Annotated in this window: 29 protein-coding genes; 11 read left to right on the forward strand and 18 right to left on the reverse strand. The window is 66.6% G+C overall.

Features of this window, described 5'->3' with window-relative positions:
* Nucleotides 1–93 precede the first annotated feature (93 nt).
* A complete protein-coding gene (locus tag C5E41_RS27200) occupies nt 94–1,020 on the forward strand; it encodes a DUF5926 family protein (RefSeq protein ID WP_104378587.1) in 927 nt (308 codons plus the stop codon).
* A gap of 103 nt (nt 1,021–1,123) precedes the next feature.
* Here the strand turns inward: C5E41_RS27200 and C5E41_RS27205 are convergent, their stop codons facing one another.
* The 5 genes from C5E41_RS27205 to C5E41_RS27225 form a co-directional block, all read right to left on the reverse strand.
* Nucleotides 1,124–1,672, reverse strand: a complete 549-nt coding sequence (locus C5E41_RS27205) for a ferritin (RefSeq protein WP_104378588.1) — start codon at nt 1,670–1,672, stop codon at nt 1,124–1,126.
* Nucleotides 1,673–1,822: 150 nt separating this feature from the next.
* Nucleotides 1,823–2,362 (reverse strand): ferritin, encoded by a 540-nt coding sequence (locus C5E41_RS27210; protein WP_104378589.1) that lies wholly within the window; start codon nt 2,360–2,362, stop codon nt 1,823–1,825.
* A gap of 10 nt (nt 2,363–2,372) precedes the next feature.
* Entirely contained in the window at nt 2,373–3,563 is a 1,191-nt protein-coding gene (locus C5E41_RS27215) for an LCP family protein (protein WP_439956361.1), read from the reverse strand.
* Nucleotides 3,564–3,869: 306 nt separating this feature from the next.
* On the reverse strand, nt 3,870–4,664 hold the full coding sequence (locus tag C5E41_RS27220; protein WP_104378590.1) for a CPBP family intramembrane glutamic endopeptidase: 795 nt from the start codon (nt 4,662–4,664) through the stop codon (nt 3,870–3,872).
* Between the two features lie 50 nt (nt 4,665–4,714).
* On the reverse strand, nt 4,715–5,488 hold the full coding sequence (locus C5E41_RS27225; protein ID WP_104378591.1) for a DUF2470 domain-containing protein: 774 nt from the start codon (nt 5,486–5,488) through the stop codon (nt 4,715–4,717).
* A gap of 108 nt (nt 5,489–5,596) precedes the next feature.
* Between C5E41_RS27225 and C5E41_RS27230 the strand changes: the two genes are divergently transcribed.
* The 3 genes from C5E41_RS27230 (at nt 5,597) to C5E41_RS27240 (ending at nt 7,720) form a co-directional block, all read left to right on the forward strand.
* On the forward strand, nt 5,597–6,016 hold the full coding sequence (locus tag C5E41_RS27230) for a hypothetical protein (protein WP_104378592.1): 420 nt from the start codon (nt 5,597–5,599) through the stop codon (nt 6,014–6,016).
* A gap of 85 nt (nt 6,017–6,101) precedes the next feature.
* On the forward strand, nt 6,102–7,022 hold the full coding sequence (gene pheA, locus C5E41_RS27235) for a prephenate dehydratase (RefSeq protein ID WP_104378593.1): 921 nt from the start codon (nt 6,102–6,104) through the stop codon (nt 7,020–7,022).
* Nucleotides 7,019–7,720, forward strand: coding sequence for a histidine phosphatase family protein (locus C5E41_RS27240; protein ID WP_104378594.1), 702 nt, complete (start codon nt 7,019–7,021; stop codon nt 7,718–7,720). The genes pheA and C5E41_RS27240 overlap by 4 nt, the downstream gene beginning before the upstream one ends.
* On the opposite strand, the gene C5E41_RS27245 is transcribed toward C5E41_RS27240, so the two are convergent.
* The 5 genes from C5E41_RS27245 to C5E41_RS27265 all read right to left on the reverse strand — a co-directional run bounded on the left by C5E41_RS27245 (nt 7,717) and on the right by C5E41_RS27265 (nt 11,798).
* On the reverse strand, nt 7,717–8,550 hold the full coding sequence (locus C5E41_RS27245) for an ESX secretion-associated protein EspG (RefSeq protein ID WP_104378595.1): 834 nt from the start codon (nt 8,548–8,550) through the stop codon (nt 7,717–7,719). The two genes, C5E41_RS27240 and C5E41_RS27245, sit on opposite strands and share 4 nt — an antisense overlap.
* Complete coding sequence (locus C5E41_RS27250) at nt 8,551–9,726, reverse strand: PPE domain-containing protein (protein ID WP_104378596.1); 1,176 nt, start codon at nt 9,724–9,726, stop codon at nt 8,551–8,553.
* A 44-nt stretch (nt 9,727–9,770) separates the two neighbouring features.
* The gene (locus tag C5E41_RS27255) at nt 9,771–10,082 is read right to left on the reverse strand and encodes a PE family protein (RefSeq protein ID WP_104378597.1); all 312 of its coding nucleotides are present in this window, start codon (nt 10,080–10,082) and stop codon (nt 9,771–9,773) included.
* A gap of 200 nt (nt 10,083–10,282) precedes the next feature.
* Nucleotides 10,283–10,636, reverse strand: coding sequence for a metallopeptidase family protein (locus C5E41_RS27260; RefSeq protein WP_104378598.1), 354 nt, complete (start codon nt 10,634–10,636; stop codon nt 10,283–10,285).
* A gap of 4 nt (nt 10,637–10,640) precedes the next feature.
* Nucleotides 10,641–11,798 (reverse strand): septum formation family protein, encoded by a 1,158-nt coding sequence (locus C5E41_RS27265; protein WP_104378599.1) that lies wholly within the window; start codon nt 11,796–11,798, stop codon nt 10,641–10,643.
* Between the two features lie 105 nt (nt 11,799–11,903).
* On the opposite strand from C5E41_RS27265, the gene serS reads away from it, so the two are divergent.
* The 4 genes from serS to C5E41_RS27285 all read left to right on the forward strand — a co-directional run bounded on the left by serS (nt 11,904) and on the right by C5E41_RS27285 (nt 16,400).
* Entirely contained in the window at nt 11,904–13,166 is a 1,263-nt protein-coding gene (serS, locus tag C5E41_RS27270; protein WP_104378600.1) for a serine--tRNA ligase, read from the forward strand.
* Nucleotides 13,167–13,298: 132 nt separating this feature from the next.
* On the forward strand, nt 13,299–15,170 hold the full coding sequence (locus tag C5E41_RS27275; RefSeq protein WP_258081291.1) for a putative bifunctional diguanylate cyclase/phosphodiesterase: 1,872 nt from the start codon (nt 13,299–13,301) through the stop codon (nt 15,168–15,170).
* A 63-nt stretch (nt 15,171–15,233) separates the two neighbouring features.
* On the forward strand, nt 15,234–16,208 hold the full coding sequence (locus C5E41_RS27280) for a DMT family transporter (protein ID WP_104378602.1): 975 nt from the start codon (nt 15,234–15,236) through the stop codon (nt 16,206–16,208).
* Between the two features lie 78 nt (nt 16,209–16,286).
* The gene (locus C5E41_RS27285; protein WP_439956353.1) at nt 16,287–16,400 is read left to right on the forward strand and encodes a hypothetical protein; all 114 of its coding nucleotides are present in this window, start codon (nt 16,287–16,289) and stop codon (nt 16,398–16,400) included.
* Nucleotides 16,401–16,493: 93 nt separating this feature from the next.
* On the opposite strand, the gene C5E41_RS27290 is transcribed toward C5E41_RS27285, so the two are convergent.
* Nucleotides 16,494–18,050: a Rieske 2Fe-2S domain-containing protein gene (locus tag C5E41_RS27290; RefSeq protein WP_104378604.1), complete on the reverse strand. Its 1,557-nt coding sequence runs from the start codon at nt 18,048–18,050 to the stop codon at nt 16,494–16,496.
* A 161-nt stretch (nt 18,051–18,211) separates the two neighbouring features.
* On the opposite strand from C5E41_RS27290, the gene C5E41_RS27295 reads away from it, so the two are divergent.
* A complete protein-coding gene (locus tag C5E41_RS27295) occupies nt 18,212–18,838 on the forward strand; it encodes a hypothetical protein (protein WP_104378605.1) in 627 nt (208 codons plus the stop codon).
* An 81-nt stretch (nt 18,839–18,919) separates the two neighbouring features.
* Here the strand turns inward: C5E41_RS27295 and C5E41_RS27300 are convergent, their stop codons facing one another.
* Nucleotides 18,920–19,849, reverse strand: coding sequence for a hypothetical protein (locus C5E41_RS27300; protein WP_104378606.1), 930 nt, complete (start codon nt 19,847–19,849; stop codon nt 18,920–18,922).
* A 123-nt stretch (nt 19,850–19,972) separates the two neighbouring features.
* Between C5E41_RS27300 and C5E41_RS27305 the strand changes: the two genes are divergently transcribed.
* A complete protein-coding gene (locus C5E41_RS27305) occupies nt 19,973–20,761 on the forward strand; it encodes a lysophospholipid acyltransferase family protein (RefSeq protein ID WP_104378607.1) in 789 nt (262 codons plus the stop codon).
* Between the two features lie 37 nt (nt 20,762–20,798).
* Nucleotides 20,799–21,554 carry a lysophospholipid acyltransferase family protein gene (locus tag C5E41_RS27310; RefSeq protein ID WP_104378608.1) on the forward strand — a complete coding sequence of 252 codons (756 nt, stop codon included), beginning with the start codon at nt 20,799–20,801 and terminating at the stop codon, nt 21,552–21,554.
* 73 nt (nt 21,555–21,627) lie between these two features.
* On the opposite strand, the gene C5E41_RS27315 is transcribed toward C5E41_RS27310, so the two are convergent.
* From C5E41_RS27315 to C5E41_RS27340, 6 genes are read right to left on the reverse strand one after another with little or no spacing between them, the layout of a single operon-like run.
* Complete coding sequence (locus tag C5E41_RS27315; protein WP_104378609.1) at nt 21,628–21,963, reverse strand: hypothetical protein; 336 nt, start codon at nt 21,961–21,963, stop codon at nt 21,628–21,630.
* On the reverse strand, nt 21,960–23,288 hold the full coding sequence (locus C5E41_RS27320; protein ID WP_104378610.1) for a hypothetical protein: 1,329 nt from the start codon (nt 23,286–23,288) through the stop codon (nt 21,960–21,962). Before C5E41_RS27320 ends, C5E41_RS27315 begins: the two co-directional genes overlap by 4 nt.
* Nucleotides 23,285–23,590, reverse strand: a complete 306-nt coding sequence (locus C5E41_RS27325) for a WXG100 family type VII secretion target (RefSeq protein WP_104378611.1) — start codon at nt 23,588–23,590, stop codon at nt 23,285–23,287. Before C5E41_RS27325 ends, C5E41_RS27320 begins: the two co-directional genes overlap by 4 nt.
* Nucleotides 23,591–23,592: 2 nt before the next feature.
* A complete protein-coding gene (locus tag C5E41_RS27330; protein ID WP_104378612.1) occupies nt 23,593–23,937 on the reverse strand; it encodes a WXG100 family type VII secretion target in 345 nt (114 codons plus the stop codon).
* Between the two features lie 58 nt (nt 23,938–23,995).
* Nucleotides 23,996–24,649, reverse strand: a complete 654-nt coding sequence (locus C5E41_RS27335; protein WP_258081292.1) for a hypothetical protein — start codon at nt 24,647–24,649, stop codon at nt 23,996–23,998.
* Nucleotides 24,649–26,319, reverse strand: a complete 1,671-nt coding sequence (locus C5E41_RS27340; RefSeq protein WP_104378613.1) for an ABC transporter family substrate-binding protein — start codon at nt 26,317–26,319, stop codon at nt 24,649–24,651. The genes C5E41_RS27335 and C5E41_RS27340 overlap by 1 nt, the downstream gene beginning before the upstream one ends.
* Between the last annotated feature and the right edge of the window lie 25 nt (nt 26,320–26,344).

Genomic DNA, 26,344 nt, shown 5'->3' on the forward strand with positions numbered 1-26,344 from the left:
GCCCCTGCGCGGCAGATTCGGTGCGCCCCTGCGCGGCAGATTCGGTGCGCCCCTGCGCGGCGGTGGCCGCGGGAACCTGTAGGTTCTGCGTTCGTGGGTAAGAGCAAGCGCAACAGTCCCAAGCCCGACAGTAATCGGGCTCAGCGCCTCGCCGAACGTCGTGCGGCGCAACAGCGGGCCGCCTCGGCCGTGACGCGCCCCTTCGCCGGGCTGGCCGCCGAATGCGACCTGGTCGCACTCCGCGAGTTCGTTCCATCGGCGACCGCGACCCTGGAACTCGCCGCCGGCGTTTCCGCCGAGCGCCCGGTGACCATGGCCACCGTGCTGCCCGGCGCCGTCGCCGCCCTGGTCCGCGCCGGTGACGAGCCGACCGGTTTCGTCGGTGCCCAGGTGCAGTTCCAGTCGGAGAATCCGGCCGCCGATCTGGCCGCCGCGATTCTGTGGACGCAGGCCGCCGAACCCGGCGCCTCGCTCACCGCGGCAAGCGAGGCCGCCCAGGACGCGGTGCCCCCGCTGACCGAGGTGATCGACCCCAAGGCGTCTCTGGATCTGACCGTCCACCAGAACTTCCAGTGGTGGGTCCCGGAGGGTGTCACGCCGGATCCGCAGGTCGCCGCGACGATCGACCAGGCCGATCAGGCGATCATGCCGTCGGACCGGCTGGCTCTCGGCGCCGAATCCGTGGGCGCGGCGTGGTGGGTCGATGCCGGGGAGAAGGCGCATCTACGCTGGGTCCGGCCCGAGGACGAGGATGCCCTGATGCTGGCCCTCGCGCGTGTACACGCCGCGGGCGGACTGCACCTGGGCGACGGTTCCCGGTTCGCCGGCTCGTTCCGCACGCACGGCCTGCTGGTGCCGGTCTTCGATCTGGATCGCGAACGCCACCCGAGTGAATGGGTCACCCCCGCAACCGAATTCGGTGCTCGACTCGCCGACGCGTTGGCCTCCGACGCGCCGCTGACCTCGGACGAGCGGCGCTCGCGCGACGGGCTGCGCTCGCGGCAGGTCACCCTGCGTTAGCGAAACCCGCTGCGGGACAAGCTTTCCGCACCGGCTCCATACGACGATGAGCTCGGCCCGCTGGACAATGGGCCGAGCTCATCGCTTCGCTATTCGTGCGGCGTCAGATATTTCCGCCGGCCGCCGAGGGCGCCCCGGACGCATCGCTCGGTCCACTCATCTCGCGGGAGACGAAATATTCGAGATCGAACAGATTCGATCCGGCCCGGTCGGCGACGGTCAGTAGTGTGGTCATCCGCGCGACCTCTTCGACCTGTTCCTTCAGGAACCACTGCATGAACTGCTCGCCCAGGTAGTCGCCCTCCTCGCGGGCGGTGCTGGCCAGCTGGATGATCTGCTCGGTGACCGTCTTCTCCTGCCGCAGCGCCAATTGGATCGGCTCGCGCACATTCTCGAATTGCGAAACCGCGGCGTCGACTCCGGAGAGTTCGACGCTCATATCCCGATCGAGGAAGTACCGCACGATCATCATCGCGTGATTGCGTTCCTCGATGGCCTGGGCATAGAAGTGTTTTGCCAGAACCGGCAGATCGGCGTTGTCGAACCACACCGCGATCGCGATGTACTGGTGCTCGGCATTGAATTCATGCCTGATCTGATCGTGGAGCAGGGCGTGAAATTTGCTGTGCGAGAAATCGGAGTGGCTGGACATGGGCCCGACATTAGTGCTGGTCAAGTTCGGCTGTCATCCAAGTACACCCTTAATGAGGCAAGTGTTGCCTTAGTTGTCGGCGTCGCCCCTGCGGCGCGGCCGCATTCGGTGAATTCGTCGACTGCCTGCGATTTCGGACTTGCCCGCATTTCATCGCCGCGCGCTTCCCGCGGGTTTCGGAGCGGAGGCATCGGGCGCTCGTGTGGCCGGAATCTCGCGCGCCACGAACTGCTCGATGTCGAAGAGATTGCCGGCCGCACGCTCGCAGACCGCCACCAGTGTGGTGAGCCGAGCCACCTTCTCGAGCTGGTCTTCGAGAAACCAGCGGACGGACTGTTCGCCGAGATAATCGCCCGCATCACGGGCGGTCCGGGTCAGCGTGGTGATGCGATCGGTCAGCTCCCGTTCGCGAGCCAGCAGGAATTCCACGGTGGCCGAAGGCGATTCGAATTCCGAACGCACCTCGTCGGTACCCGTGACCGTGACGGCGACATCCCGGTCGAGCAGATACTGCACCATCCGCAGGGCATGGGCGCGTTTGTCCTCCGCGCCCATATAGCAAATTCGTGCCAGCTGCGGCAGCCGCTGCGCGTCGAAATAGACGGCGGCGGCGAGATATTGCTGCGAGGCGGTGAATTCGTGCCGTATCTGCGCGCGCAGGAGTTCGGGGAAGGGGCCGGTACCGGACATGCCCCCGACGCTACCGGGTGAGCAGATCGTCCGGGATCGCCTGGTCGTGTGCCAGCGCATCGAAGAATCGGCTCGCCCGATCCTTGTCCCACAGCAGCACGTTGCCCGAGCCCGACTCGTCGGTGAAACCGCCGATCGGCACGGTGGTGGCAATCGTCTTACCGTGCAGCGCCCAGCCCAACCGGCCGAGATCCCAGATGTGATCACCCTTGTCGACCTGCAGCGAAGACGCCACATCGCGAGCCAGCGGCCACACCTTCAACGGATTGGCGAGCGTACCGGCGCTGGTCGCTTTCTCCAGCAGTGCGGAAAGGAACAGCCGCTGATTGTTCATGCGGTCCAGATCCGCTCGGGGCGTGGCGCGGGTACGCACGAAGCCGAGTGCCTGGGGGCCGGACAGATGCTGGCATCCCGCCGGAAGGTCGATGCCGGCCTTCGGATCGTCGATCGCATCGGGCAGGCACATATCGATACCGCCGAGTGAATCGACCATGCCCGCGAAACCGCCGAAGCCGATCTCGGCGAAATGATCGATCCGCAGGCCGGTCGCGTTCTCGACGGTCTGCACCAGCAATTTCGGGCCGCCGGCGGCGAATGCCGCGTTGAGTTTGTCCTTGCCGACACCAGGAATGCTCACATACGAATCGCGCGGCAAGCTCACCACGGTCGGCGCACCGGATTTCGGGATGTGCACGAGCATGATGGTGTCGCTGCGCTCACCACCGGCATCGGCGCTGTCGCCGGTCGACAGCTCCTTCTCCTGTTCCGGCGTCAGACCGACGCGGGTGTCGGATCCGGTGAGCAGCCAGTTGGTGCCGGCCGTCTGCGCGACGCGGTCGGGATAGCCGGCGGACAGAGCGTCGATACGGTGCAGTGAGCGATCCAGATAGATCACCCCGGCGACCGGCAGCAGAACGATGATGAGCAGCAGAATCAGCAACCACCTGCCCCAATGCCGTTTCCGGCGGGCCCGCGGCGCCCGTGGTTCGCGCGGCGGGCGTTCGGTGCGGCGGGGACGCGCCGGGGGCGGCGGCGGTGGTTCCCGGTACGGAACCGGGCGCTGCGTCGGAGCGTGGGTGGGCGGTTCGCCGCCGGGTGCGACGCCGTGGTCGAAGGGCGGCGGGTTACCGCGCTGCCGGGCCGGACTGCTCGGCACCTGTGACCAGGCCAGCGGTGGATTGCTGCCGTCGCGGCGGATCACCTGGGTCGGTTCGATCGGCGGGCGCCCGGGCGGATGGCCCGATCCGGGCGGCAGCGGCCGACCTGAGCCGGGGGGACGACCCGAAGTCGGCGGGCGGCCCGAGCCGGGTGGCATCGGCCGTCCGGAACCGGGCGGAACTCGCGGATCGTGCCCGTGCCGATCCGGCGGCGGCACCCGGCGGGTCCGCGGATACTGCTGGGGGTCGTCGCCGTTCACCACCGAGATGGTACTGACCGGGGCGTTGTGCCGGTCGGCACAATGCGTCCGCGGGGGTGAATGTGGCTGATTCCCGCAGGTCGCGCGATCTTACGGCAGCCAGGAGACGTGGCCGTGCAACGCGGTGTAGCCGATGTAGGCGACCGAATCGATCGTCGCGTGCGCCAGGATCAGCGGCCACAGCCGTCCGGTCCGCTGCCAGTACCGGCCGAAGATCACCCCCATCACCAGATTGCCGAGGCCACCGCCCAACCCCTGATAGAGGTGATAACTGCCACGCAGGAGCGCCGACGCGGCCAGTGATCGGTTCTCCGACCATCCGAGCGTGCGCAGCCGGCTGATCAGATACCCGACGACGATGATCTCCTCGGCCACGGCATTCGCGATGGCCGAGAGCACCAGCACCGGCAATCGCCACCAGTGGTCGTGCAGGGAACTGGGCACGATCGTCACGCTGAGCCCCAGCGCATGGGCGGCCAGATACAGACCCAGTCCGGGCAGGCCGATCACCGCGGCGAGGACGAGGCCGGGGACCACGTCACCACGCCACCGCAGCCGCGCCAGCCCGACCAGTCGCGGCCCGATTCCGCTGCGCCACAACAGATACAGTCCCAGCGCACCCCAGCCGATCAGTCGTGCGACGCTCAACAGCTGAAACAGCAGATCGATCGTCGACTGCGCGGCCCGCGAGGGATTCAGCGCGACCTGCTGCCCGCCGATTCCGCCCGGTGCCAGCGCGCTTTCCAGCAGCGACAGTGCCGCACCGGCCCCGCTCGTCCCGAAGGTGACGACCAGGACGATCGCGATCTCCACCCGGACTGCGAACCGGTCGCGCTCCGCAGTGGGATCGGGCCAGGTAGCTGCGAAACGATCACCCGGAACCATAGGAACAATCTAGGGGTGCTCCGCCGCGAGCCGCGTATCCGGCCGTGCTCTCAGGCGGAGCGATCGGAGCCGTGCATGCGGTCGAAGAACGGGCAACCGGCGAGGATCCGCACCGCGCGGCTCAGCGACTGCACATCGTCCACCGGCGCGTGGAACGGGAGGCGCACATCGTGATCGGCGTCGGGTCCCTCGACCCGGAGCGTGACGCCGTAGCGGTCGATGGCCAGCGGCCGCACCGAACCACCTCGAAGCCGGACCGGCAGATGGCGGGCCAGCCGGGCGATCACATCCGCGTGATCGGAGTCCATATGTTGCAACCAGGCCGCCTCCAGCTCCCAGAACGGGTCGGCGTCGGCGCTGCGCAGATCGTGCGGGCAGACCGATTCGGCGCCGGCGGAATCGGCGACGACGGCCGATTCCAGCACCACTCGCAGCAGGGTGCTGGTGTGACCGACATCGAGCAGTCCGGGATGCGGATATTCGCTCGCGACCTGAGATGCCAAGGCGCGCTGGGCATGTCCGGGTACCGCCCGCACCCGCCCGCGCAGCCAGACGAGCGCACGCACGGGCTCGCGCAACGCCAGGGGTGCGTGGTCGGCCAGCTCCAGCACGCCCGGTGAACCGACCTCGGCCGCCGCGGCGGCGACCGCCGCCGAATTGCGCGCGACGGCGACGACCACATCGCCGCACGCCCGCAGATGATGCACGGTAGTGGGAATCGGATCGGTGCCGGGCAGGGCTAGTACGGAACTCTCGGCATGGGCGCACGCACTGCGGATCCGCTCTGCGGCGGATGGAGCGGCGGACGTGATCGTGCGGCGCATACAGACCTCCAGTCAAAGACCCAGGATGGATATGGCGAATAATTAGGTAAACCTAAGCTAAGTCACGGCCCGTCGTTGCGCAAGCATTGCGCTCGCTACGGTGGAAATGTGCCGCACGATTCGACGCCTGCCTCCGAACCCGTTCTGCTGTCGCTGAGCGTGCCCACCACGGGCCCGTCCGATCTGGTGGACGGGCTGGTCCGGCCGCCGTCGGCGAATCCCCAGGCGCCGGTGCTCGACCTGACCCTGCCCGATGAGCGCGTCGCCGAATTCCTGGTCGGAGTGGCACATTCCGATACCGGATTCGTCGCCGCGACCGCCTCGGGCGAGCGGGCGGTGGCGATCGTCGCCGCTACGGTGGCCGCGTTGTGCGGCGAGAACATCCGGACGGCACTGACCAGCCCCGATATCGAATTCCTGCGCGGCTTGTCCGCGCCGGCCGTTCAGGCGCTGCGCGAGGTGCTGCTGGCCGTCGAAACCGAACGGGTGGAGGCGGTGACGGCGGCGCTGCGGGTGCTGACCCCCTGATCGCTCCGCCGCTACGACCTGGGCTGTTACCGCTGGGTACGCACAAACGGCGAGCGCGCTGCCAACTGCCAGTAATGTCGTATCCGTGCCGCGTATCGCCTATTTCGGACCGTCGGGAACTTTCACCGAGATGGCCCTGGCCCGACTCGAATCGGACGGGGCCTTCGACGAGCCGGTCGAGCGGATCGCCGCGCCCAGTCAGGGAGCGGCACTCGAGATGATCCGGTCCGGTGCGGCCGACGGCGCGGTGGTGCCGATCGAGAGCTCGGTCGAGGGTTCCATCTCGGCGACACTGGACGCCCTCGCGGTAGGTCCGCGGCTGCAGATCATCGCCGAAACCGAGCTCGACGTGGCGTTCACGATCGTGGCGAAACCCGGTATGGAACTGTCGCGGGTGCGCACCGTCGCGGCCTATCCGGTGGCGGCCGCGCAGGTGCGGTTGTGGCTGGTGGAGCGGATGCCGCAGGCAGCGCTGTACACCTCGGCCTCCAACGCGGCCGCGGCCGAGGATGTCGTGGCCGGCCATGCCGATGCCGCGGTCTCGACCACGCTGGCCGGTCAGCGCCTGAACCTCATCGAACTGGCCACCGGCGTCGCCGACCACGACCAGGCCATCACCCGTTTCGTGCTGGTTACTCCACCGCGCGAGGCGCCGGCCCGTACTGGCGCCGACCGCACCTCGCTGGTGGTGCTCGAATTGGCGAACGAACCCGGTTCGCTGATGCGGGTTTTCGCCGAATTCGCTACTCGCGGTGTCGATCTGACCCGGATCGAATCCCGGCCGACCCGCACCGGGATGGGTACCTATCGCTTCTATCTGGATTGTGTCGGCCATATCGACGACACCGCCGTCGCCGAGGCCCTGAAAGCGCTGCACCGGACCGCCGGGCGGATCCGCTATCTGGGCTCGTGGCCGGCCAGTTCACCGAGTGGTTCGCCGCCGCCCGCCGACGAGCCGGCGGCGGCCTGGTTGGACGATGTGAAAAGGGGGGTGGATGCCTCATGACCGAAACCGGTGCGACCCGCGATCCCGTCCGCGGTTCCGGCAAGTTGGTGCTGGTCCGTCACGGCGAGACCGAGGGCAACGTCGCGAAACTTCTGGATACCCGCGTCCCCGGTCTACCGCTCACCGAACGCGGTGTGGCTCAAGCCAAGTCGTTCGCCGCGCGGTTGGCGGTACCGCCGGTGCGGTTGTACTCCTCGCTGGCGCTGCGTGCTCAGCAAACCGCAGGCCATATCGAATCGGTGACCGGTGTGGCGGCCGAGGTGGTCGACGGCGTGTACGAGGTACAGGTCGGCGAACTGGAGGGGCAGAATTCCGAAGCGGCGCATCGGGAATTCCAGCGTGTCTACCGGTCCTGGCATCTGGGCGAGCTGAATACGCGGCTGCCGGGCGGCGAATCCGGCGAGGAGGTCCTCGACCGGTATCTGCCCGTGCTGGAACAACTCCGGGACGCCTACCTGCTCCCCGGTTCGAATTCGCGCGACGTGCTGCTGGTCAGTCACGGCGCCGCGATGCGACTGGCGGCCCGTGAACTCACCGGCGTCGCACCGCCGTTCACGACGAACAACCATTTGGACAACACCGAGACCATCGAACTGGCACCGACCGCCGACGGCGGTTGGACCTGCGTCCGCTGGGGCCGTTACACCCCGCCGTTCGGATACAAGGTCGAACCGAACGCCGACGACCCGATGGGTTAGCCGACTCCGCGCGTCGTCGGCTTGAAGTCCTCGCGGAGCGGTAGCTTTTCGATGAGGTCCTTGATCGCGGTCCGCAATCGGCCCGGTGTCCCGCTTGCCAGCGAGGTCCACATGACCTCGTCGTCGGAGCGGGTGGTGACCCCGATGAATCGCCCGTTGCGGGTGTTGTACACCGCGATCATCCCGTCGGAGATGTCGCGGCTAGCATCGTTGTACACCACACCGACGATCGAAGCGTGTGAATGGATTTCGACCAGCGCCGAGGCCAGCGCCTGCGCGTCGCGGGGCGGCCGCCCCACTCGGCCCAGGCGCTGCGCGGTGGTCGCGGCGTCCCCGGCATCACCGAGAATCGGCTTGAGTTCCTCGGTCAGGACGTTCATTCCGCTGAGCTCGAGCGCCTCCGCCGGACCCAGCGCCGCCATGATCGTGCCCGGCAGGTCGTGTCCGGCCTCGTCGATGCTGTAGGAATTCGGCCCGCGCAGGGCGACGACGTCGAGGTTGTCGCCCTTGGCGAGGCAGAATCGGTTCACTCGGTCGCCGACGTACCAGCGCATCGAGATCACCCAGTGCGGGCGGTACAGCCCGCGCAGCCGGTCTTCCAGGTCGTGATGGACGACTCCGTCGACGAGTAACTCACGCGCGGTGAGCGATTCGGCGGCCGCGGTCATCGCCCGGTCGTGGTCGACGACGTTGTCGTAGCGGCCCATCGCATCGAGCACCACCGGCACCTCGTCGATCTCCAGTTTCTCGAGCAGAAACTGCATCTCGTCGAGCGACAACACGACGGACTCGAGCATCGACGGCCCGCGGCCGGCGCCGAGTACGGTCACTTAGCGCGCTCCCGCGACCGGGTCCGCTCCGATGACACCGGGCGCGATGACCCGGCCGTCGGCGAAGTGCTCACCGCGCAGGTAATCGTTGCCCTGGTGCTCGCCCTCGTCATCGTCGCTGTTCACCTGGCGGCCCAGCAGCGGGTTACCGGCAGCGTTGTTCGCGCGGGCCGGCGCCGGTGCGCCCATCTGCGCGACGGGTGCCGTCTCCGCCACCGGCGCGGTCGCGGCCGGACCACCGATCACACTGCCGGCGCCCCAGCCCTCGGGAAGTTGCAGCGTGCCGGCGCCATTGCCGATGCCGACGGTGCTTCCACCGAAGGACACGGCGCGAGTGGCGGTCGCGGCCCCACCGGCGGCGGCGACACCACCGATGCCGCCCATCATCATCGGCGACATGCTCGCGGCCGGCGCGGCATGGCTGGTGGCCGCGGCGATCGCGGTACCGGCCACATTGCCCACCGTGGACACACCCGTCGAGGCCACCGATCCGGCGACATTGGCCGCTTGGGTCGCGGCACTGACCACGCCCGGATCGGTCGCGAGTGCCTGCGCCACACCGATGGCGGTCTGCACCGGGTCACTGCTGGTGTTCTGCGAAGCCGCCTCGGAGCCGTTGTCGGCCAGTCCGGCGCCCGCCGCGATCGGCGGCGGCGTCAGGAATTCGGCCGGAGTCGCCGTCATGGCCTCGACCGTGGACTCGTAGGTGTCCATGACCAGGGCGGCCTGCACATCCAGTGCGGCCTTGGCGGCTTCGGCCGCCTCGGCGCTACCGTCCAGATCGCCGCCGTGAGCATGCGCCGCGACGCGCGCGGCGTCCACCGCGGCGATCTCCGGCAGACTCGGCATGGCAAGGGTGGCAACGGTATTGGCGGTGGCGTGTGCGGAGGCCTTGGCCGCCATCGCCGCCGCCTGCACGCCCTGCTGTTCGGCCCAGCCGGTGAAGCCGGCGAGTTTGGTCAGTGCGACGGCGCCGTTGAGGCCGATCATGCCGACACCTAGTTCGGCCATGACCCGGGTGACGGTCGCGGTCGCATCGACCCACGCCGCCGTCAGCCCACCCCATGCCGTGGCCGCGGCAGCGGCCGGAACGGCATGCGGACCCGCGGTCAGCAAACTCGAATTGCCCTCGGCCAGCCGGGGCAACCAGTAGATTCCGGTGATCCCTGCAGTCATTGTCTCTCCCCTGAACGAATGGTGTGGTAAAGGATCGGCGCCGGTCAGAACTGGATGGCGGCGGTGCCGGCCGCGTTGACCGCGTCCTGGGCGATATAGGAGGCCAATTGCTGGCGCAGGATCGCGGCCGCGTGATGCAACTCGAGGATGGCCTGCGCGGCCGCGCGATCGTGGCTGAGTGCACCCTCGTTCAGATGGGTTGCCGCGGCGAGGGACACCTCTTCGGCGCCGGCGGGGACGACGTGGGTGGCCGGACCACTCAAAGCGGTGGCGGCCGTGAGACGTTCGGCGAGCAGATCGAGTTCCGCCGAGGCCGCGAGGACGACTTCGGGCTGTACACCGAGCAAACCAACCATGACTCGAACTCCTTCTTGTGGCGGCTGTGCAAGTGTCGAGGCTGCCCGAGCCCCCAGTGCTGTTCCGGCACAGAGGATCCGGCAGACCCGTCGGTGGAACCACGAGAATTCCCCCTACGAGATGATTGGACGCGATGGCCCCCGGTTCGGTTCCCTCGAGTCACGAATCGATTCGACTTTACCCGCTACGCGCGTAAAGACTAGCCCCATCCCAACTGATGCAGTCGTTCTTCGTCAATCCCGAAATAGTGAGCTATCTCATGGATCACAGTGATGGCCACTTCCTCGACGACCTGCCGTTCGTCGTCGCACATTTCCAGAATCGTGTCGCGGTAGATGGTGACGGTGTCCGGCAGCGCGCCGCCGTACTGACTGTCCACCCGGTCGGTCAGGGCGATGCCGTGATACAGCCCGAGCAGATGCGGATCCTCCGGATTGCGGGCTTCGATCAACACCACGACGTTCTCGATCGCCTGGGTGAGCGCGGGCGGAATCGTATCCAGCGCATCGCCGACCAGTTCTTCGAACCGGCTCTCCGACATCGACACCGGCATGGCGTCAGCGCTGCGGCGGAATCGGCGCGGGGGCCGCACCCGGCAGCGGCGCCGGGGTGGAACGCCCGGAACTCGGCGGCGGCACCGGCGCCTGGCCGTCGATCAGCACATCGCCCTTGGCCGATCCGGTGATCGTCGCGAAACCGTCCTGAGAGCCCTTGCCCACCAGGCAATTCAGCTTATGGCTGCCGACCAGCCAGCTGCGGGCGTCGAGGTTGTCCCAGAAGATGGTCAGCGTCTTGTTGATCAGCACGTCCTGACCGCCGAGGTAATCGCCTGCGGCGCGGCCACATTCGTCCTGCATGAACTTGTCCTGATCGGCGTTGGCCGGCGGGCCGCCGGTGAAGTGGGTGCCGAGATCCACCGTCGACATCACCTCATAGGCGTGCGGCTGGCCGCAGGGGACCGGTTCGTTGGTGGGCAGGTTCTGATTGATGCCGATGCAGGTGCCCGGATCGAAGACGCGGGACTGGTCGCTGTCGCGCACCCGCCCCACGGTCTGCTGGGTGGCGCTGCCCGTGGCGCTCACCAACTGCAACCCGCACCGGATGGTCCGATCGCCATTGCGCCAGCCCGGTTCACCCGGGTTGACCATGCCGACCACGAACCGCCCCCGCGGGTCGAGCCGGCCACCGAGGTAGGCGGCCGCGGCCGATGCGCAGTGTTCGTCGCGCAGCTCGCCGAAGCGCAGCGAATCGGGGAAGGCCGAGCCCGGCCCGAATTCGCGACCCGGATATTTGCTCAGGTCGATGTCGGCGGTGACCTCGAACAGATGTTTGTCGGCGCAGTTGACCTTGGTCAGGTCCAGGGTTTTGGTGCTGGTCCAGGTGAGGCAGTCGCCGGTCTTGGCGGCGCCGAAGGCGGCGTCGGCACGGCCGGCGGGCGGTTTGCCCGATCCCGGATCGTGCGCCTCCAGCCCGTGCGAACTGCGAAACCCCGAGATGGACAGCGTCACCAGCGCCGCTACCACGGCACCGACGGCGACCGCGAGCAATCCCCACCGCAGCCGATGCGGATGCAACGCCTTGCCATCCTGCCCCAAGCGATTTCCGGCGCCCGACAACGGGCGGCGACGTTTCGCCCCGGCACGCCTGCGGCGAGGCGTGTCGGATTCTTCGTTTCCCGGTTCCGGCGCCGCTGGCGCCCCATCGTCGGAGGACATCGCCGTCCATCATGGCAGGCCCCGCACGGGGCCTGCCATGATCGGTTCGGATTTCACCGGATCCTCAGAAAATGCGGTGGACACCTCCCACTAGGCTGATTGTCCATGATCGACCTCCGATTCCTGCGCGAGAATCCCGAAGCGGTCCGTGCCTCGCAGCGTGCCCGCGGTGAGGACCCGGCGCTGGTGGATGCCCTGCTCGAGGCGGATGCCGCCCGCCGCGCCGCGGTCGCGACGGCGGACAACCTGCGCGCGGAACAGAAGACGCTGGGTAAGAAGGTCGGTAAGGCGTCCCCGGATGAGCGCGCGACGCTGCTGGCGCATGCGCAGGAGTTGTCGGCGAAGGTGAAGGAGGCCGAGGCCGCCGAGAACGCGGCCGACGCCGAACTGGACACCGCCCACCGCGCGATCTCGAACGTCGTGCAGGAGGGCGCGCCCGCGGGCGGCGAGGACGATTTCGTGCTGCTCGAAACAGTGGGCACTCCCACCGAATTCGACTTTTCCCCGCGCGACCATCTCGACCTCGGTGAGGCGCTCGGGCTGATCGATATGGAACGTGGCGCCAAGGTCTCGGGCGCCCGCTTCTACTTCCTGACCGGCTACGGCGCCCTGCTGCAACTGGGCCTGCTGCAACTCGCGGCCCAGCGCGCGGTCGCCAACGGCTTCACGATGATGATCCCGCCGGTGCTGGTGCGGCCGGAGATCATGGCCGGAACGGGATTCCTGGGCCAGCATTCGGCCGAGGTCTATCACCTCGACGACGACGATCTGTACCTGGTCGGCACCTCGGAGGTCCCGCTGGCCGGCTACCACTCGGGCGAGATCCTCGACCTGAGCGACGGGCCGAAGCGCTATGCCGGCTGGTCGTCGTGCTTCCGCCGCGAGGCCGGCAGCTACGGCAAGGACACCCGTGGCATCATCCGCGTACACCAGTTCGACAAGGTCGAGATGTTCGTCTACTGCCGGCCCGAGGACGCCGACGCCGAACACCGCCGCCTGCTGGACTGGGAGAAGGAGATGCTCGCCGCGATCGAGGTCCCGTATCGGGTCATCGATGTGGCAGGTGGCGATCTCGGCAGTTCGGCCGCCCGCAAATTCGACTGCGAGGCCTGGGTGCCGACCCAGCAGAACTATCGCGAACTCACCTCGACCTCGAACTGCACCACCTTCCAGGCCCGCCGCTTGTCGGTGCGCTACCGGGACGAGAACGGCAAGCCACAGATCGCCGCGACCCTCAACGGCACCCTCGCGACCACTCGGTGGATCGTCGCGTTATTGGAAAATCACCAGCAGGCGGACGGCTCGGTCAGGGTGCCCGCCGCGCTGGTCCCGTTCGTGGGCCGCGAGGTGCTCGAGCCGCCGCGGTAGTGATGGCGGCACCGCCGCGGTAGTGATGGCGGCACCGCCGCGGTAGTGATGGCGGCACCGCCGCGGTGACCTCGGCCTCGAATCCGGCGGTTGTCACTACTGCTATGCACCGCGTTGTCTAGGCTGGATGGCGTGCGAGGACTCGGGTCTCGCGGCGATATCCGCACGCAGGTTCGGGCGGCATCGGCGCTGGCGACGGCAATGCTCATGGCTCGGACCACCGGGGCGTTCTACGTCATGGGTGGGGTCCTGGGCTTGCTGATCACTGCCATCGCACCGGGGAACGAGGGCAACCGTCCGCTGGTCGGCTCGGCCGCTGTGGTCGCGCTGTTGCTCGGCGTGAGCCTGCTGATCTGGGGTCCTCGCCAGCCGCACTGGGCGCACCACGGGTATGTCGTGATGGCGACGGTGCTGGTCACCATCGCCGTGCACTGGTTCCCGAACACCATCGGCGCGATCACGCTCGCCGCCTTCTACGTCTTCGTCGCCGCGGATGCCGCGATCTTCTTCACCTGGCGGCTGGCCGGGGCGCATGTGGCGCTCGCGGTCGTGCTCTGTCTGTGGGTGGTGCCGTCCCGGGGTCTGCCCTGGTGGTCGGGCATCATCCCGGCCGGAATCACGGTCGGCGCCGGCATCGTGGTCGGCATCCTCACCCGGATGGCCTCGGACGCCGATATCGACACACTCACCGGGCTGTTGAACCGCCGCGGGTTCGATCGCGCGCTCAACAGCGCCATCGGGCATGCCGGGCGGACCGGTCAGGGACTCGCGTTGGTCCTGGTCGACCTGGACCGGTTCCAGAAGATCAACGATCATCTCGGCCATCGCGCCGGCGATGCCGTACTCCAGCGCGTCGGCGACGCCTGGTCGAAGCTGCTGGGCCCGGATCAGGTGCTGGCCCGATACGGCGGCGATGCGTTCTCGCTGCTGTTGCCCAACACCACCGAACAGGCCGCGATCCTGCTGACCGAACAGCTGCGTGCCGCGGTCACCACGGGATGTTCGGCGGGTGTCACCTCCTGGCAGCCCGGCGAATCCGGATCGCTGCTGGTCAGTCGCGCCGATGTGGGCCTGTACCGGGCCAAGCAGGCCGGGCGCAACCGCACGGTGCTGGAATCGTCGCGGCAGCTGCCGCTGGCGGTCGAACTGCGCGAGGCCATCGATACCGGCGCGCTGGACGTGCACTACCAGCCCATCGTGAGCCTCGGTGAGGACGGCGCCCGAGCGGTCGGTGTGGAGGCGCTGCTGCGCTGGTCGTCCAACGCCCAGCCCGACGTCACCACCGAGGGGCTGATCCGGGTCGCCGAGGAATACGACCTGATCTCCGACCTCGACGAGCTGGTCCTGCGGCGTGCGTGTGCGGATGCGGCCCGGTTGCAACAGACCTTCGCCCAGCTCGATCTGACCCTGAACGTCAACGTCAGCGGTCTCGAATTGGCCGAGACCAACTACGCCGACCGGGTCTCCGGCATCCTCGCCGACACCGGCTGGCCCGCCGACCAACTCGTCCTCGAGGTCACCGAGAGCGAATTGGCCGCCGAATCCCAGACCGCCATCGCGAATCTGCACCGATTGCGCGGCAGCGGCGTTCGTATCGCCATCGACGATTTCGGCACCGGCTACTCCTCGCTGAGCCGGTTGGCCACCATCCCCAGCGACATCCTCAAGGTCGACCAGTCCTTCGTCGCCGCGATCCGCTCCGATTCGCCGGCGCCGCCGCTGCTGGGAGTGATTGCGGCGCTGAGCAAATCGCTGGATTTGCAGGTAATCGCCGAGGGTGTGGAAACGGAGTATCAGGCGGCCGTGCTGACCGAACTCGGCTTCGCGCTCGCCCAGGGCTATCACTACAGCGATTCGCATCCGGTCTCCGAGCTGATCAGTGATATGAACTCCAACCGCGGGCTGGTCGGCGCCGGGACGACCGATCGGGATTTCGCTGCCAAGGGCTGGGTCCCGGTGGACAACAACGGTTTCGACCCGGAGGGCCTGGGCCATCGGGGCTGACCCGGGCGGCCGGGCGATTCGGGTCGCGGCATCGGCTCGTCCGGACCAACTACCGTGGCGGATATGACCGCAGTCCGTGAACGAACCGACGTGCGGCGCTGGATCGGCGTGGTGCTGGGCCTGTGCTGCGGCGCCGGTGTGGCGGTTCAGGCGCGGATCAACGGCGATCTCGGTGATCGGTTGAACGACGGAATCGCCGCGGCCGTCATCAGTTTCGGCTCCGGACTGATTCTGCTTCTGATCGTCGGCGGTTTCAGTGCGCGGATGCGCTCGGGCGTGGCCGCGATCCGCCGCTCGGTGCGCACCGGCCCGCTGCGATGGTGGCATCTGTTGGGTGGACTGTGCGGTGCGTTCTTCGTCGCGTGTCAAGGCTTGTCCGTGGCCACGATCGGCGTCACGGCCTTCACCATCGCCGTGGTCGCGGGCCAGTTGACCAGCGGACTCGTCGTGGACCGGGTGGGCGTGGGCCCGGCCGGTGTGACGCCCGTGACGCCGGTGCGACTCGGCGCGGCGGTACTGGCCGTCGGAGCGGTCGGTGTCGCCGCTCTGGGACGGTCCGGCGGCGAATCCGGATCCGGTGCAGGTGCGGCCTATCTGCTGGTCGCGCTGCCCGCGCTGGCGGGTCTCGGCCTGGCGTGGCAGCAGGCGGTCAACGGGCGGCTGGCGACCGTCGGCGGGCCCGTGCCCGCCACCACGATCAACTTCGCGACCGGAACCGTGGGCCTGCTGGTGGTGGAGGCGGCGCAGCTCGCGCGGATCGGTTGGCCCACCGGCTTTCCCACCGAACCGTGGCTCTATCTCGGCGGGGCGATCGGGGTTTTCTTCATCGCGGTGGCGGCGCTGATCGTGCGCTGGATCGGAGTGCTCCTGTTCGGCCTGACCTCGGTGTCCGGCCAGCTCATCGGTTCGGTGGTCCTGGATGTCGTCGCGCCGACGGGCGCCCGGCTGTCGATGCTGACCGTCGCCGGCTGCGTACTGACGTTGCTCGCCGCCGCGATCGGCGTCCTCGGGCAGGGCCGCACCGCCGAACCGCACTGATGTGGTCGAGGAGGCGACCGAGGAGCAGATCCGCAGCTGCGCGCCCAGGGGCACGGCCGCATCCTCCAAGTCACCTCGATGGGAACCGTCGGCGGTATGGCCGCGGTCGGCTATTACGGCGCCGGGAAGGCGGCGCTGATCTCGCTGACCGACGCTCTGGCGATGGAGGTCGAACGATTGGCACCCGGCTGATGGGCGGACGGGTGAACTATTCGTGCAAAGCTGAGCCGTCTGCGCGGAAATCCGCTCATTCGTCCAGGATTTGCACGAATAGTTCGCCCTTGCTCACAACTTGCGGGAACGAAGTTCATGCCCCTTGGACGTCTTGCACCGCCCGGTCTCCAGATCCCACTGCCAGCCGTGCAGGTTGCAGGTGAGGGTATTGCCTTCCACCACACCGAATTTCGACAGATCAGCTTTGAGGTGCGGGCATCGGCGCTGCACCTCCCACCCTGCGAGCTCACACGAGGCGGAATCGTCGTGTGCCTCGGCGAACCAGCCGTCGGCATAGGCGATGCGCTCGTCGGTCAGGCATTTGAAGAAGGTGTAGAGGAATTCGTTGTAGCCGCCGATCCGCCACGCCTGGAAGCGGGTGGACAGGAAGATCGTGTTCACCCAGTCGGGCTCGTTGTCGCGCAGCACGGTACGCACCAGCTGCGGAGCGATGCGGAACCCGTAGCGGTACTTGCCTTCTCCCTCGATCGGCCCGCGCACCAGACGCTTCGGGAAGTCCAGCACCACGGTCTCGTCGCCCATGACCAGCCCGACCGGATAGCCGATGCCATCACAGATCACATCGCTCTGCGCCATGATCGGCTCGAACAGCTCCCTGAGCTGGGGCAGCAGCGGCGTTCCGTCTTCGGTTGCCCAGGAAGCCTTCTCGCGCTCCAGCACCGGCGCCATGCGCTGTGCCATCCGCTCGATGTAGCCAGCCTTGTCGTCGTAGATCTCGGCCGGGTCGAACGGATGGGTCAGCTCGAGTTCCTTACCTCGCACATCCGCGACCGAGCCCGGAATCATCAGCACGCCACCGGAATTCCCGTGGACGCGCATCTGCTCCAGGAAAACCATCTGGTCCGGGAAGATATTGCCGTTGTCGGCGGAGTAGCGGTTCTCCCCGTCGTCGTTCAGATAGCGCAGCTCGTCGTCGAGGAACACCGGCGGTCCGGCCGAGGGCACCACCCAGGTGGCGCCGACCTGCTCGATATAGCTGCGCGCACGGTCCATCCCGCGCTGACGCTTCTGCTTGCCGAAGTTCGCCTTGGTCTTGCTCGGGATGTCGTAGACCATCGGGTACCAGATGGCGCCCGAATACTGCAGCAGGTGGATATCGATATGTCCGAACTGCTCGTGCAGGACGTCCATATCCACCGGCCGCGCGTCGTTCATGTTGAAACACACGGTCTCGCGATCGGAGACGACCAGACCCGAATCACCGATCGGCCCGTCGGCCGGCGCCCGCAGCGCGATGATCATGATGTCCAGTTCGTGCCCGTCCCGGCCGGTGATCGTGTGCTTGACCGAGTTCCGGGTCTCGAAGAACTTGTGAAAGCCCAGCTTCTCCAGCTCGCGCTGCAGATCCGGCACCGGATAGTCCGGCAGCAGGACGGTGGCGTCCTTGTTCACGTGGTCGAGCAGATTCTTCGCGTCGAAGTGGTCGCGGTGCAGGTGCGAGACATAGAGGAAATCGCAGTTGCCCAGCTCGTCCCAGTCCAGCCCGGTGTTGTCCGGGAACGGGACCCACGACGCGAAATAGGCCGGGTTGACCCACGGATCACAGAGGATCGTCCCGGCCGCGGTGCGGATGTGGAATCCGGCATGTCCGACGCTGGTGATCTGCACGAAGAAGTCCCTCCTGAACCCGGCTACCAGCCACCCAGGGTAGCGGTTGAACGGACTTCCTCGGCCTCAGGGCCGCTATTGCCTCGGCCGTCGCACCGGCGCAGTGTAGAGGTGCACGGTGGCGCCACCGGGGCGCTGCCCCGAGTACGGAGGAAGGGACCGTGTACGCACGTTCTACGACTATTCAAGCCAAGCTCTCCGCCATCGACGCCGGAATCGCGCATATGCGCGACGAGGTGATGCCGGCCCTGGAGAACATGCCCGGCTGCGTCGGGATGTCGTTGCTGGTCGACCGCCGATCCGGTCGCTGCATCGCGACGACCTCGTGGGAGTCCGAGGACATGATGCGCGAGAGCGCCGATCGGGTGCGCTCGCTGCGTGATCGCGCCGTCCGGCTGCTCGGTGCCGAGTCGGCACGGGTCGAGCAGTGGGAGGTCGCGGTCATGCACCGTGATCATCGCCTGCCCGAAGGCGCATGTGCCCAGCTCACGTGGGCGAAGTCCGACGATCCGAGCCGGTTCGACACGGCGATCGAGACCTACAAGTCCATGGCGTCGTCGCAGCTGGAACAGATCCCCGGGTTCTGCAGCACCAGTCTGCTGGTCGATCGGTCGAGCGGACGCGGTGTCGCGTGCGAGACCTTCGACAGCATCGACGCGGTCGAACGCAATCGCGAGCAGCTTGCCGCCCTGCGCCGCGAGGGAACCCGTCGAGCAGGCGTCGACGTGCTCGAAGTCGGCGATTTCGAAGTCGCCCTCGCGCATCTGCGCGTCCCCGAACTGGTCTGAGGGCAGGCGGGCCGTCGTCGCGCCGCTGCCGGCTCGGGCGGTCGCGGGCTACCGCAACGATGCCGGCCCGCTTTCCACGCATCAGGCCGAAACGTCGCCGATGCAGTATCCGTTGTCTGTCGCCTTCACGGTGTATGTCCGTTCCTGCTGACTGCCGCCGGCCGTGACCGTGGCCGATATGGACAGGTAGGTGCTGTTCAGAGCGGTGGAACTGAGCGACTGGTCGGCGAAGGCGGTCGGAGTGGCGAGCTTGGCCGCATTCGTGGCCAGCGGCGGGCGCGATGTGCGTCCGCTGCCGTTCGGATCCCAGGCGGTGTCGGCGGTGCACAGCAGCGGATGGGAGCTTTCCTGGTCCGCCGCGTCGACCGGATGTCCTGTCTGACGTGACAGATAGCGTCGGACGACGTGGCGGGCGTCGGCGGTCTGGGCCTCGCTGCTGGTGCCGAAACCGATCTCGGCGCCGGCGGGGTAGACCCGCGGGCAGGCATATCCGGTGGCGATATCCGCTCGCTCGGCGACGACGGTCACCGCGTCGGCGGTTGCGCTCGCCGACTTCCACACGAGGGCGGTGCCGTTGTCGCTGCCCGGCCGTGCCAGCGCCGCCTCGATGGCCGACTTGTCGGAGTACATCGTCTCGACGTTGCGGGGGGCCATCGTCCAGCACTTGGCTTCCATGTCCGCCGGAGTGAGTTCCTGGAGATCGTTCACCCAGCGGGTCATGGCCTCGGTGGCCTGCGGATCGGCCGTCACGAGGGCCACCGCGATCGCGGATTCGGGCGGCGCCGGGGTTTCCCGGGGCGCGGGCGCGGGGGTATGGGAGGACGACAGAGCGGCGGATTGCGTTGCCGCGGAGGAATTGTCGGGCTTGTGATAGTCGGTGCCCTCGATGCCGACCTGCGAATCGCATCCGGCGAGGATGCCCGCGACCATGATCGCCAGACCGCCTGCTCGCGCCGCCGAGAGCCGCCTGCCGCGTCGCGCCGCCCGTCCGGTATGCAGCGCCACGCGCATACCCCCTCGTGGTTTCCGGCCGCCTGCACGCGATGCTGGACTGGGGCTTTCCACTGCGCTGAACCTCGTTTCCTGTGCGGCGGTCGGTAGCGAAAATGTGACAGCGACTACGCTAGCGGAATTGTGGAACCCGTATACCGGACGATTATCGGCCTGGCCCGGACCGTCTTCTTCGTACAGGGACTGAAATTCGACGTCACGGGGGCTGAGAACATCCCCGCGCAGGGCGGCGCGGTCATCGCGATCAACCACACCGGCTATATGGACTTCACCTACGCGGGCCTGCCCGCGCGAACCCCGAAGCGCTATATCCGGTTCATGGCGAAGAAGGAAGTCTTCGACAATCCGATCTCCGGGCCGATCATGCGCGTGCTGCGGCACATCCCGGTCGACCGCGGGGCCGGCGCGGACTCCTACCAGGCGGCCGTGGACTATCTCCGCCACGGCGAGCTGGTCGGGGTGTATCCCGAGGCGACCATCAGCCGCAGTTTCGAGATCAAGGAATTCAAATCGGGTGCCGCCCGGATGGCCATCGAGGCCGGCGTCCCGATCATCCCGATGACGATCTGGGGTGCGCAGCGGGTCTGGACCAAGGGGCATCCGAAGCGCCTGGGCCGCACCAACACTCCCATTTCGATCGCCGTCGGAGAGCCCATCCTCCCGCCCGCCGAGGCGGACGAGAAGGCCGTCGCCGAGCTCACCGAGACCGTGCGCTCGGCCATGCAGGACATGCTGCTCGGCCTGCAGAAGGACTACACGCACGAGCCCGGCGCATACTGGGTGCCGGCCCGATTGGGCGGCGGCGCACCGACACTGGAGGAGGCCGACGCAATGGACTCGGCCGAGGCGAAGGCGAAAGCGGAGGCGCGCGCGGCACGTCATGCCGCCGAAGCGGGAGATGCCGACGCCTGACGGCAGGGTCGGCCCGGTAGTACCAGGAGTTTCACCGATGACGCGAGAGCCCGTTTTCGACGTCCTCACCGGATTGGTCCGCACCATCTTCTGGGCACAGGGCCTGAAGATCGACATCGTCGGCGGCGAGAACATCCCGCGCACCGGCGGGGCGGTCCTGGCCGTGAATCACACGGCGTACCTGGACTTCATGGAGGTCGGACTGGTCGGCCGCGAATCCGGCCGCAACGTCCGCTACATGATGAAGGCCGAACTCGAACACGGCATCGTCGGCTGGCTCATGAAGCACTGCAAGGCAATCGGCGTGGACCGTACCGCCGGCGCCGAATCCTACGCCCGCGCCGTTACCGCTCTGCGCGACGGAGAAATCGTCGTCGTCTACCCGGAAGCCACCATCAGTCGAAGCTTCGAACTGAAGGAATTCAAATCCGGCGCCGCCCGCATGGCCATCGAAGCCAGCGTCCCCATCATCCCCATGACGATCTGGGGCGCGCAACGTGTCTGGACCAAAGACATCCCGAAACGACTGGGCCGCCACAACTTCCCGATCAACATCCAGGTAGGCGAACCCATACCCCCCACCGAACCCGCCGACGACCTGACCGCCACCTTACGTTCCAGCATGGAAAAACTGCTCGACGCGGCACAGCGCGACTACGAAATGCCGCCGGGCGCACGGTGGCTCCCCGCCCGATTGGGCGGTACCGCACCGACATTGGAGCAGGCGAAGGTATTGGAGCGCGAGGAGATGGAACGCCGCGCCGCCGCGAAAGCCAAACGCTCCCGAGGGTGATCGCGCTCGACCCGCAGTGATCCTAGTGCCTGCGCTACCGTGCTCATCCTGGTCGGCTATGGTCTGGAAGCACTCAAGGCGCAAACATGGTGATGTCATCCAGCGCATCTTCTGCCCGACCCGCCGTTGCCTCATCGTCCAGAAGCGCGCGCAGGGCAGGAACGACGCGCTCCTTGTCTATATCGCCGTGCAAACGGGCGAGGTGTCCGAGTGCCGTCGCAGCGACCGCGCGGATACGCCAGTCAGAACTGGCAAGCAGCTCCAGTGCCCGGTCGGTCACCCACCCCAGGTCGGGGTCGTGCAGTGCAAGCCGGAGGATGGCTTCACTGGCCGACTCGGATACCCCCGAGTCGATCATGCTCAGAGCGGTATCTCGGTCGATAGGTTCCAGTCGTTGGTACGTGTTCATCGTGGTTTACCTTTTCTGTCGACGATACCTGCGTTCACCAGGGCATTCTGCATGTCCGGGGTGAGCTGATCCCAGCTTCGCTTATGTCCGTGATAGATGCCCGATTCTGGGTGTGTTTCATCGAAAACATCGAATTCTCCGGTATCGGCGTCGTACCCGACTCGTCTGCTTGTTGTCGGCTTGATAAGCACCGAGTTCTCTAGTGTTTCCTGGCCATGGGTCGGCTCTGGTGCGGCGGTGCCGCGCTGGTCTTTTCCGTGCTTCGGCGACTTTTCATAGGTCAGCGCACCCGGTTTCCCACTGGAGTCGATCTCCGCGCGCATTGCGATGATGACGGAGAGTCTGTCTATGGTCCGGTTGAGTCCATCTGTCGGAACACTCTTGAACGCATCGACGACCCCCTTCGAATGGGCATCGAGGGAGGACAAGCCGAGAACAATCGGCATTGTGCTCGCCCGGTACGCACTTTGGATCGCGTCCATGGTGCCGCCGACGGACACCTTGCTGCCGCGCGCCGCCATGCTTTCTGCTAGTCCCACATCGAATAGGCGCCCTGAACGGCCGTGTCGCGGAACGGCTTCGACGCCCACGCTACCTTCGCTCAGATTGATCGCGTCGGCGCAGGCTGTGGCCAACGTCGTAGTTGCTTCGTGATAGTCTTGGATCGGTGGAGCCAGGTATCCGGCGGCCAGTGAGACAGTTTGGGCGCTCGTCCGTATATCGTTCAGATGATGCTGTATTTCGTATCTGTGAGTACTGTCGTCCATTCCGGTGAATAGATCCGAGATCAGCATTATGTGATCGGCAGCGTCCAATATTGTCCGATTCTCAGCGAAGGCCCTCCATGTGTCGTGAGCCTGCTGCAGTTTGTCCGCGTCCCCGTTGGGAATCATGCCGAAAGATTTGACAACTTCCTGAAACAGATCATCGAAGAACGCCTTTGCACCGCCATTGTCGCCGAACCCTATCCCGGTACCGCGGGCCGAAGGCGGCAAGACGACCTTGTATTCGCTGACCTGACTGATATCCGGCTGGGGCGGGGCAGGATCTGAGTTATTTGCGACGGCCCAGTGGTAGCCTTGGGCGTACAAGACAGCGCCGTAATTGGTCAGTGCATTGGCCAGGCTGGCGCAGGCCTGCAACGTGCTGCGGGCTGCCTCGTCGTATGCCTGTCCCCATTCCTTGCAGCCTGGAGCGTCCCCAGCCATTCCGTCGCAGTGCCCTGTGGCGGCATCGTGAACCGGTTTGTCTGCCGTGCGTATGGCCTCGGCCAATTCGCGGCATTTCGCGGCTGCATCGTAGTACGTCTGCCAGTCGACGATCATCTGTTGCCGCTCTGCAGCATTCGCCAGTTGAGTTCCAGCGCACGAGTGTAGGCGGCATGGGCCTCTTTGGCCGCGTCACTCATATCCTTGACGCCTTCGACCAGTTCCCGTGCTCCGCTGATCCATTCGCGGTGGGCATCGTCGTAGGCGCGGGCGGCCAGGCCTTCCCAGCCGGTGCCCTGCAAACTCGCCACTCGCTGTTCGATATCCGACAGGTGGTCCTCGATGAAGGCGGCCAGTCCGGACAGGCGCGAGACGATGTGTTCCAGGTGCTCGAGGTCTACCGAGAATCGCGAGGCCACAATCAGGTCCAGTCCAGTATCGGGATGTCCAAGGCCGCCGCACTGTTCGCATCGACCGACTGGAACGTCTCCGCCGTTATGCCGAGTCTTTCGGCCAATGTGGCGAGGGCCTGGAAGATCTGCCGGCCACCGTCGTGTACCTCGGTCCAGCCTTCGGAGAACTCGTCGGCGTAGTCGCCGGTCCAACTGTCGGTCAGCAATTCCGAAACGTCTTTGGCCGCGGAATCCAAAGCGCTGTGCAGTGTTTCGGCCAAGCCGTAGATGTAGACGCCGACATCGCGTACCTGTTCGGGCACAACGGAGAAATCTTGGCCAGGACCTGGCGAATTCCCCCCACTATCGCTCATCCCCCGATGGTATGTGAGGGTCCATCGGCGGTCCAGGCGACGGGACTGTGGCAATCCCTCAACTCGGATCCGACCCGCGGATGGCGGCGAACCAGGTGGCGGTGGCGGCGGCTACCATGGTCGCTCCGGCGAAGGCGGGGAGGCCGCCGCCGGCGACGTAGATCCAGAACAGGCCGGCGAAGGGTGCGACGACGGCGAATTGGGCGTCGAGGAGGAGGCGGCGGTCCAGGCGGGTGGACGCGGCCGCGTGGGATGGGCCGTCGGGGTCCGGGCGGGTCGGGTTGTCGATCAGGCGGCCGTGCGGCTCGGCGTCGCGGGCGGCGCCGGATACGAACAGGCGGCGGCCGTTCACGACCACGGTGGCGTCACAGGTGGCATCGGATTCCGTCAAGGTGACGAGCGCCGGATCGAAATAGACCGGCAGCCAGCGAGTTCGGCCGTCCGAACCGAGTTCGAGCCACGATCGGCTCAGCAACCGGTTCTGCTGGCGTACCCGCTTCACCCGGAACGTCCCCGCCGGAATCGTGCGCCACGGCGCCCCCCCGAACGCCACCGCGAGACGAAACCCGCTGTACGACAACACCACCAGCGAGACCGCCGCCAACATGGCCAACTGCTCCGAATCGGCGAACGGCGCCCAGGCGATGCAGGTCACCAGGGCGCCGATCGTGGTGAGAACCGGATAGGCCAGGGGATGGCCGGTACCGGACATCACTTCAGGTAGCCGACTTTCGTCCAGTCGGGGGTGGCCAGACCGAACGCGCCGATATTGGCGAGATTGTCCCGCACGGCGTACGTACCCGAGGCTTGGTTGAGGGGCAGCGAATAGCCTTCCTCCCAGATCATCTTGTCGCATTCATTGGCAAGTTCGATGGCCTTGTTCGGATCCAGTTCGGAGATGGTCTCATCGATTTTGGCATTGAGTTCGGGAGATCCGATGCGTGCCTTGTTGCCCTGCAGGTTGTTGGGGTCGTAGGCATAGATCTGCGGTAACGCACCGAGCGGGAAGACGCTACCGCTCCAGCTGAACTGCGCCAGGTCGAAATTGCCGGGGTCGATGACGTTGGTGAACAGCCCGGTGCCCGGCACCGTCTGGATGTCGACCTTCACTCCGACCTTCGCGAGGTCCTGCTGCACGATCTTCGCCGTGTCGACCCACTGGTCCTGCTGATACATCACATCGCGCAGAACCAACCGACGACCGTCCTTCTCCCGGACGTCGCCGTTCAGCTTCCATCCGAGCGCATCGAGTTCGGCCGCAGCCTGATTCGGATCGAATGCCACCGGCGTCGAATTATCTTGGTAGCCCTTCTGACCCATCATGAAGATGTGGTTGTTCAGCGGTTTCGGATTCTCCACGATGCCGTGCTGGCTCGCAGTGACGATCGCCTGCCGGTCGATCGCCTTGGAAATCGCAATGCGCAGTTTCGGATCCGACAGCAGCGCGCCCGGGGCGCCGTTGAACGTGATGTGCGAGAACGACGGTTCCGGGGTTCGCCGCACGACCACCCCGGGGGTCGTCTTGGCAGCACTCACCAGTTCCAGGCCGGACATATAGGCGTAGTCGAGTTCGTTGTTCTGCACCGCGGCCAACCAGGCGCTGTGGTCCAGCACGCTGAACGTGATCGAGTCCAGCTTCGGTGCGGGTCCCCACCACTTGGGGTTACGAACGAGGGTAATGCGGTTCTGCGTCCGATCGATCGGTCCCATCATGAAGGGGCCGGCGCTGATCGGCAACGTATTCCGGGCAGCGTCGTTGAAGGCCTGGGTGCTTTCGGTGACCGACTTGGGGTACAGCGGGGTGAACTGGCCCTTCCATTCGGCGTAGGGCTTGCTGAAGGTGACAACAGCCTGCCGGTCGTCGGTCCCGCGCTCCACCTTCGCGATGCGATCGAACCCGTTGACGGAAGCGACCTGATATCCGCGATCGGCACCGGCCATGGCCTGCGCTTGTGAGCGCATATCTTCCCATGTGATCGGGGTGCCGTCGCTCCACTCCGCCTTGGGATTGATGGTGTAGGTGACGGTTTGGGGATTGGTGTTCGTCAGCTGAATGTCGGTGAAGTAGTTGTGATCTATCGACAGATCGCCCTTCGCGTCGCTGGTGAAGGTCTGCGGCATCATCGGGCTGATCACCGAGGCAACGTCGGCGTCGCCACCATCGACATGCAGTGAGTTGAACGACGCAGGAAACGAGCTCAACTCCATACGGAGATTTCCCCCGTCGCGCAATTCGCTCGGATCCTTCGGATTGATGTCGTTGGTCCCGCCGATGTCCACACTGCTCGCCGTGACCCCCGTGTCGGAACTACACCCCGACAGCAGCAATCCGAACGCGACCGCGGGGATCGCGAGCCGGGTTATCGTCGAACGAATCCGCATGGTTTCGTTCTCCTTTCGTCGGGAC

The organism is Nocardia nova (assembly GCF_002933465.1).
GTDB lineage: Bacteria > Actinomycetota > Actinomycetes > Mycobacteriales > Mycobacteriaceae > Nocardia > Nocardia nova_B.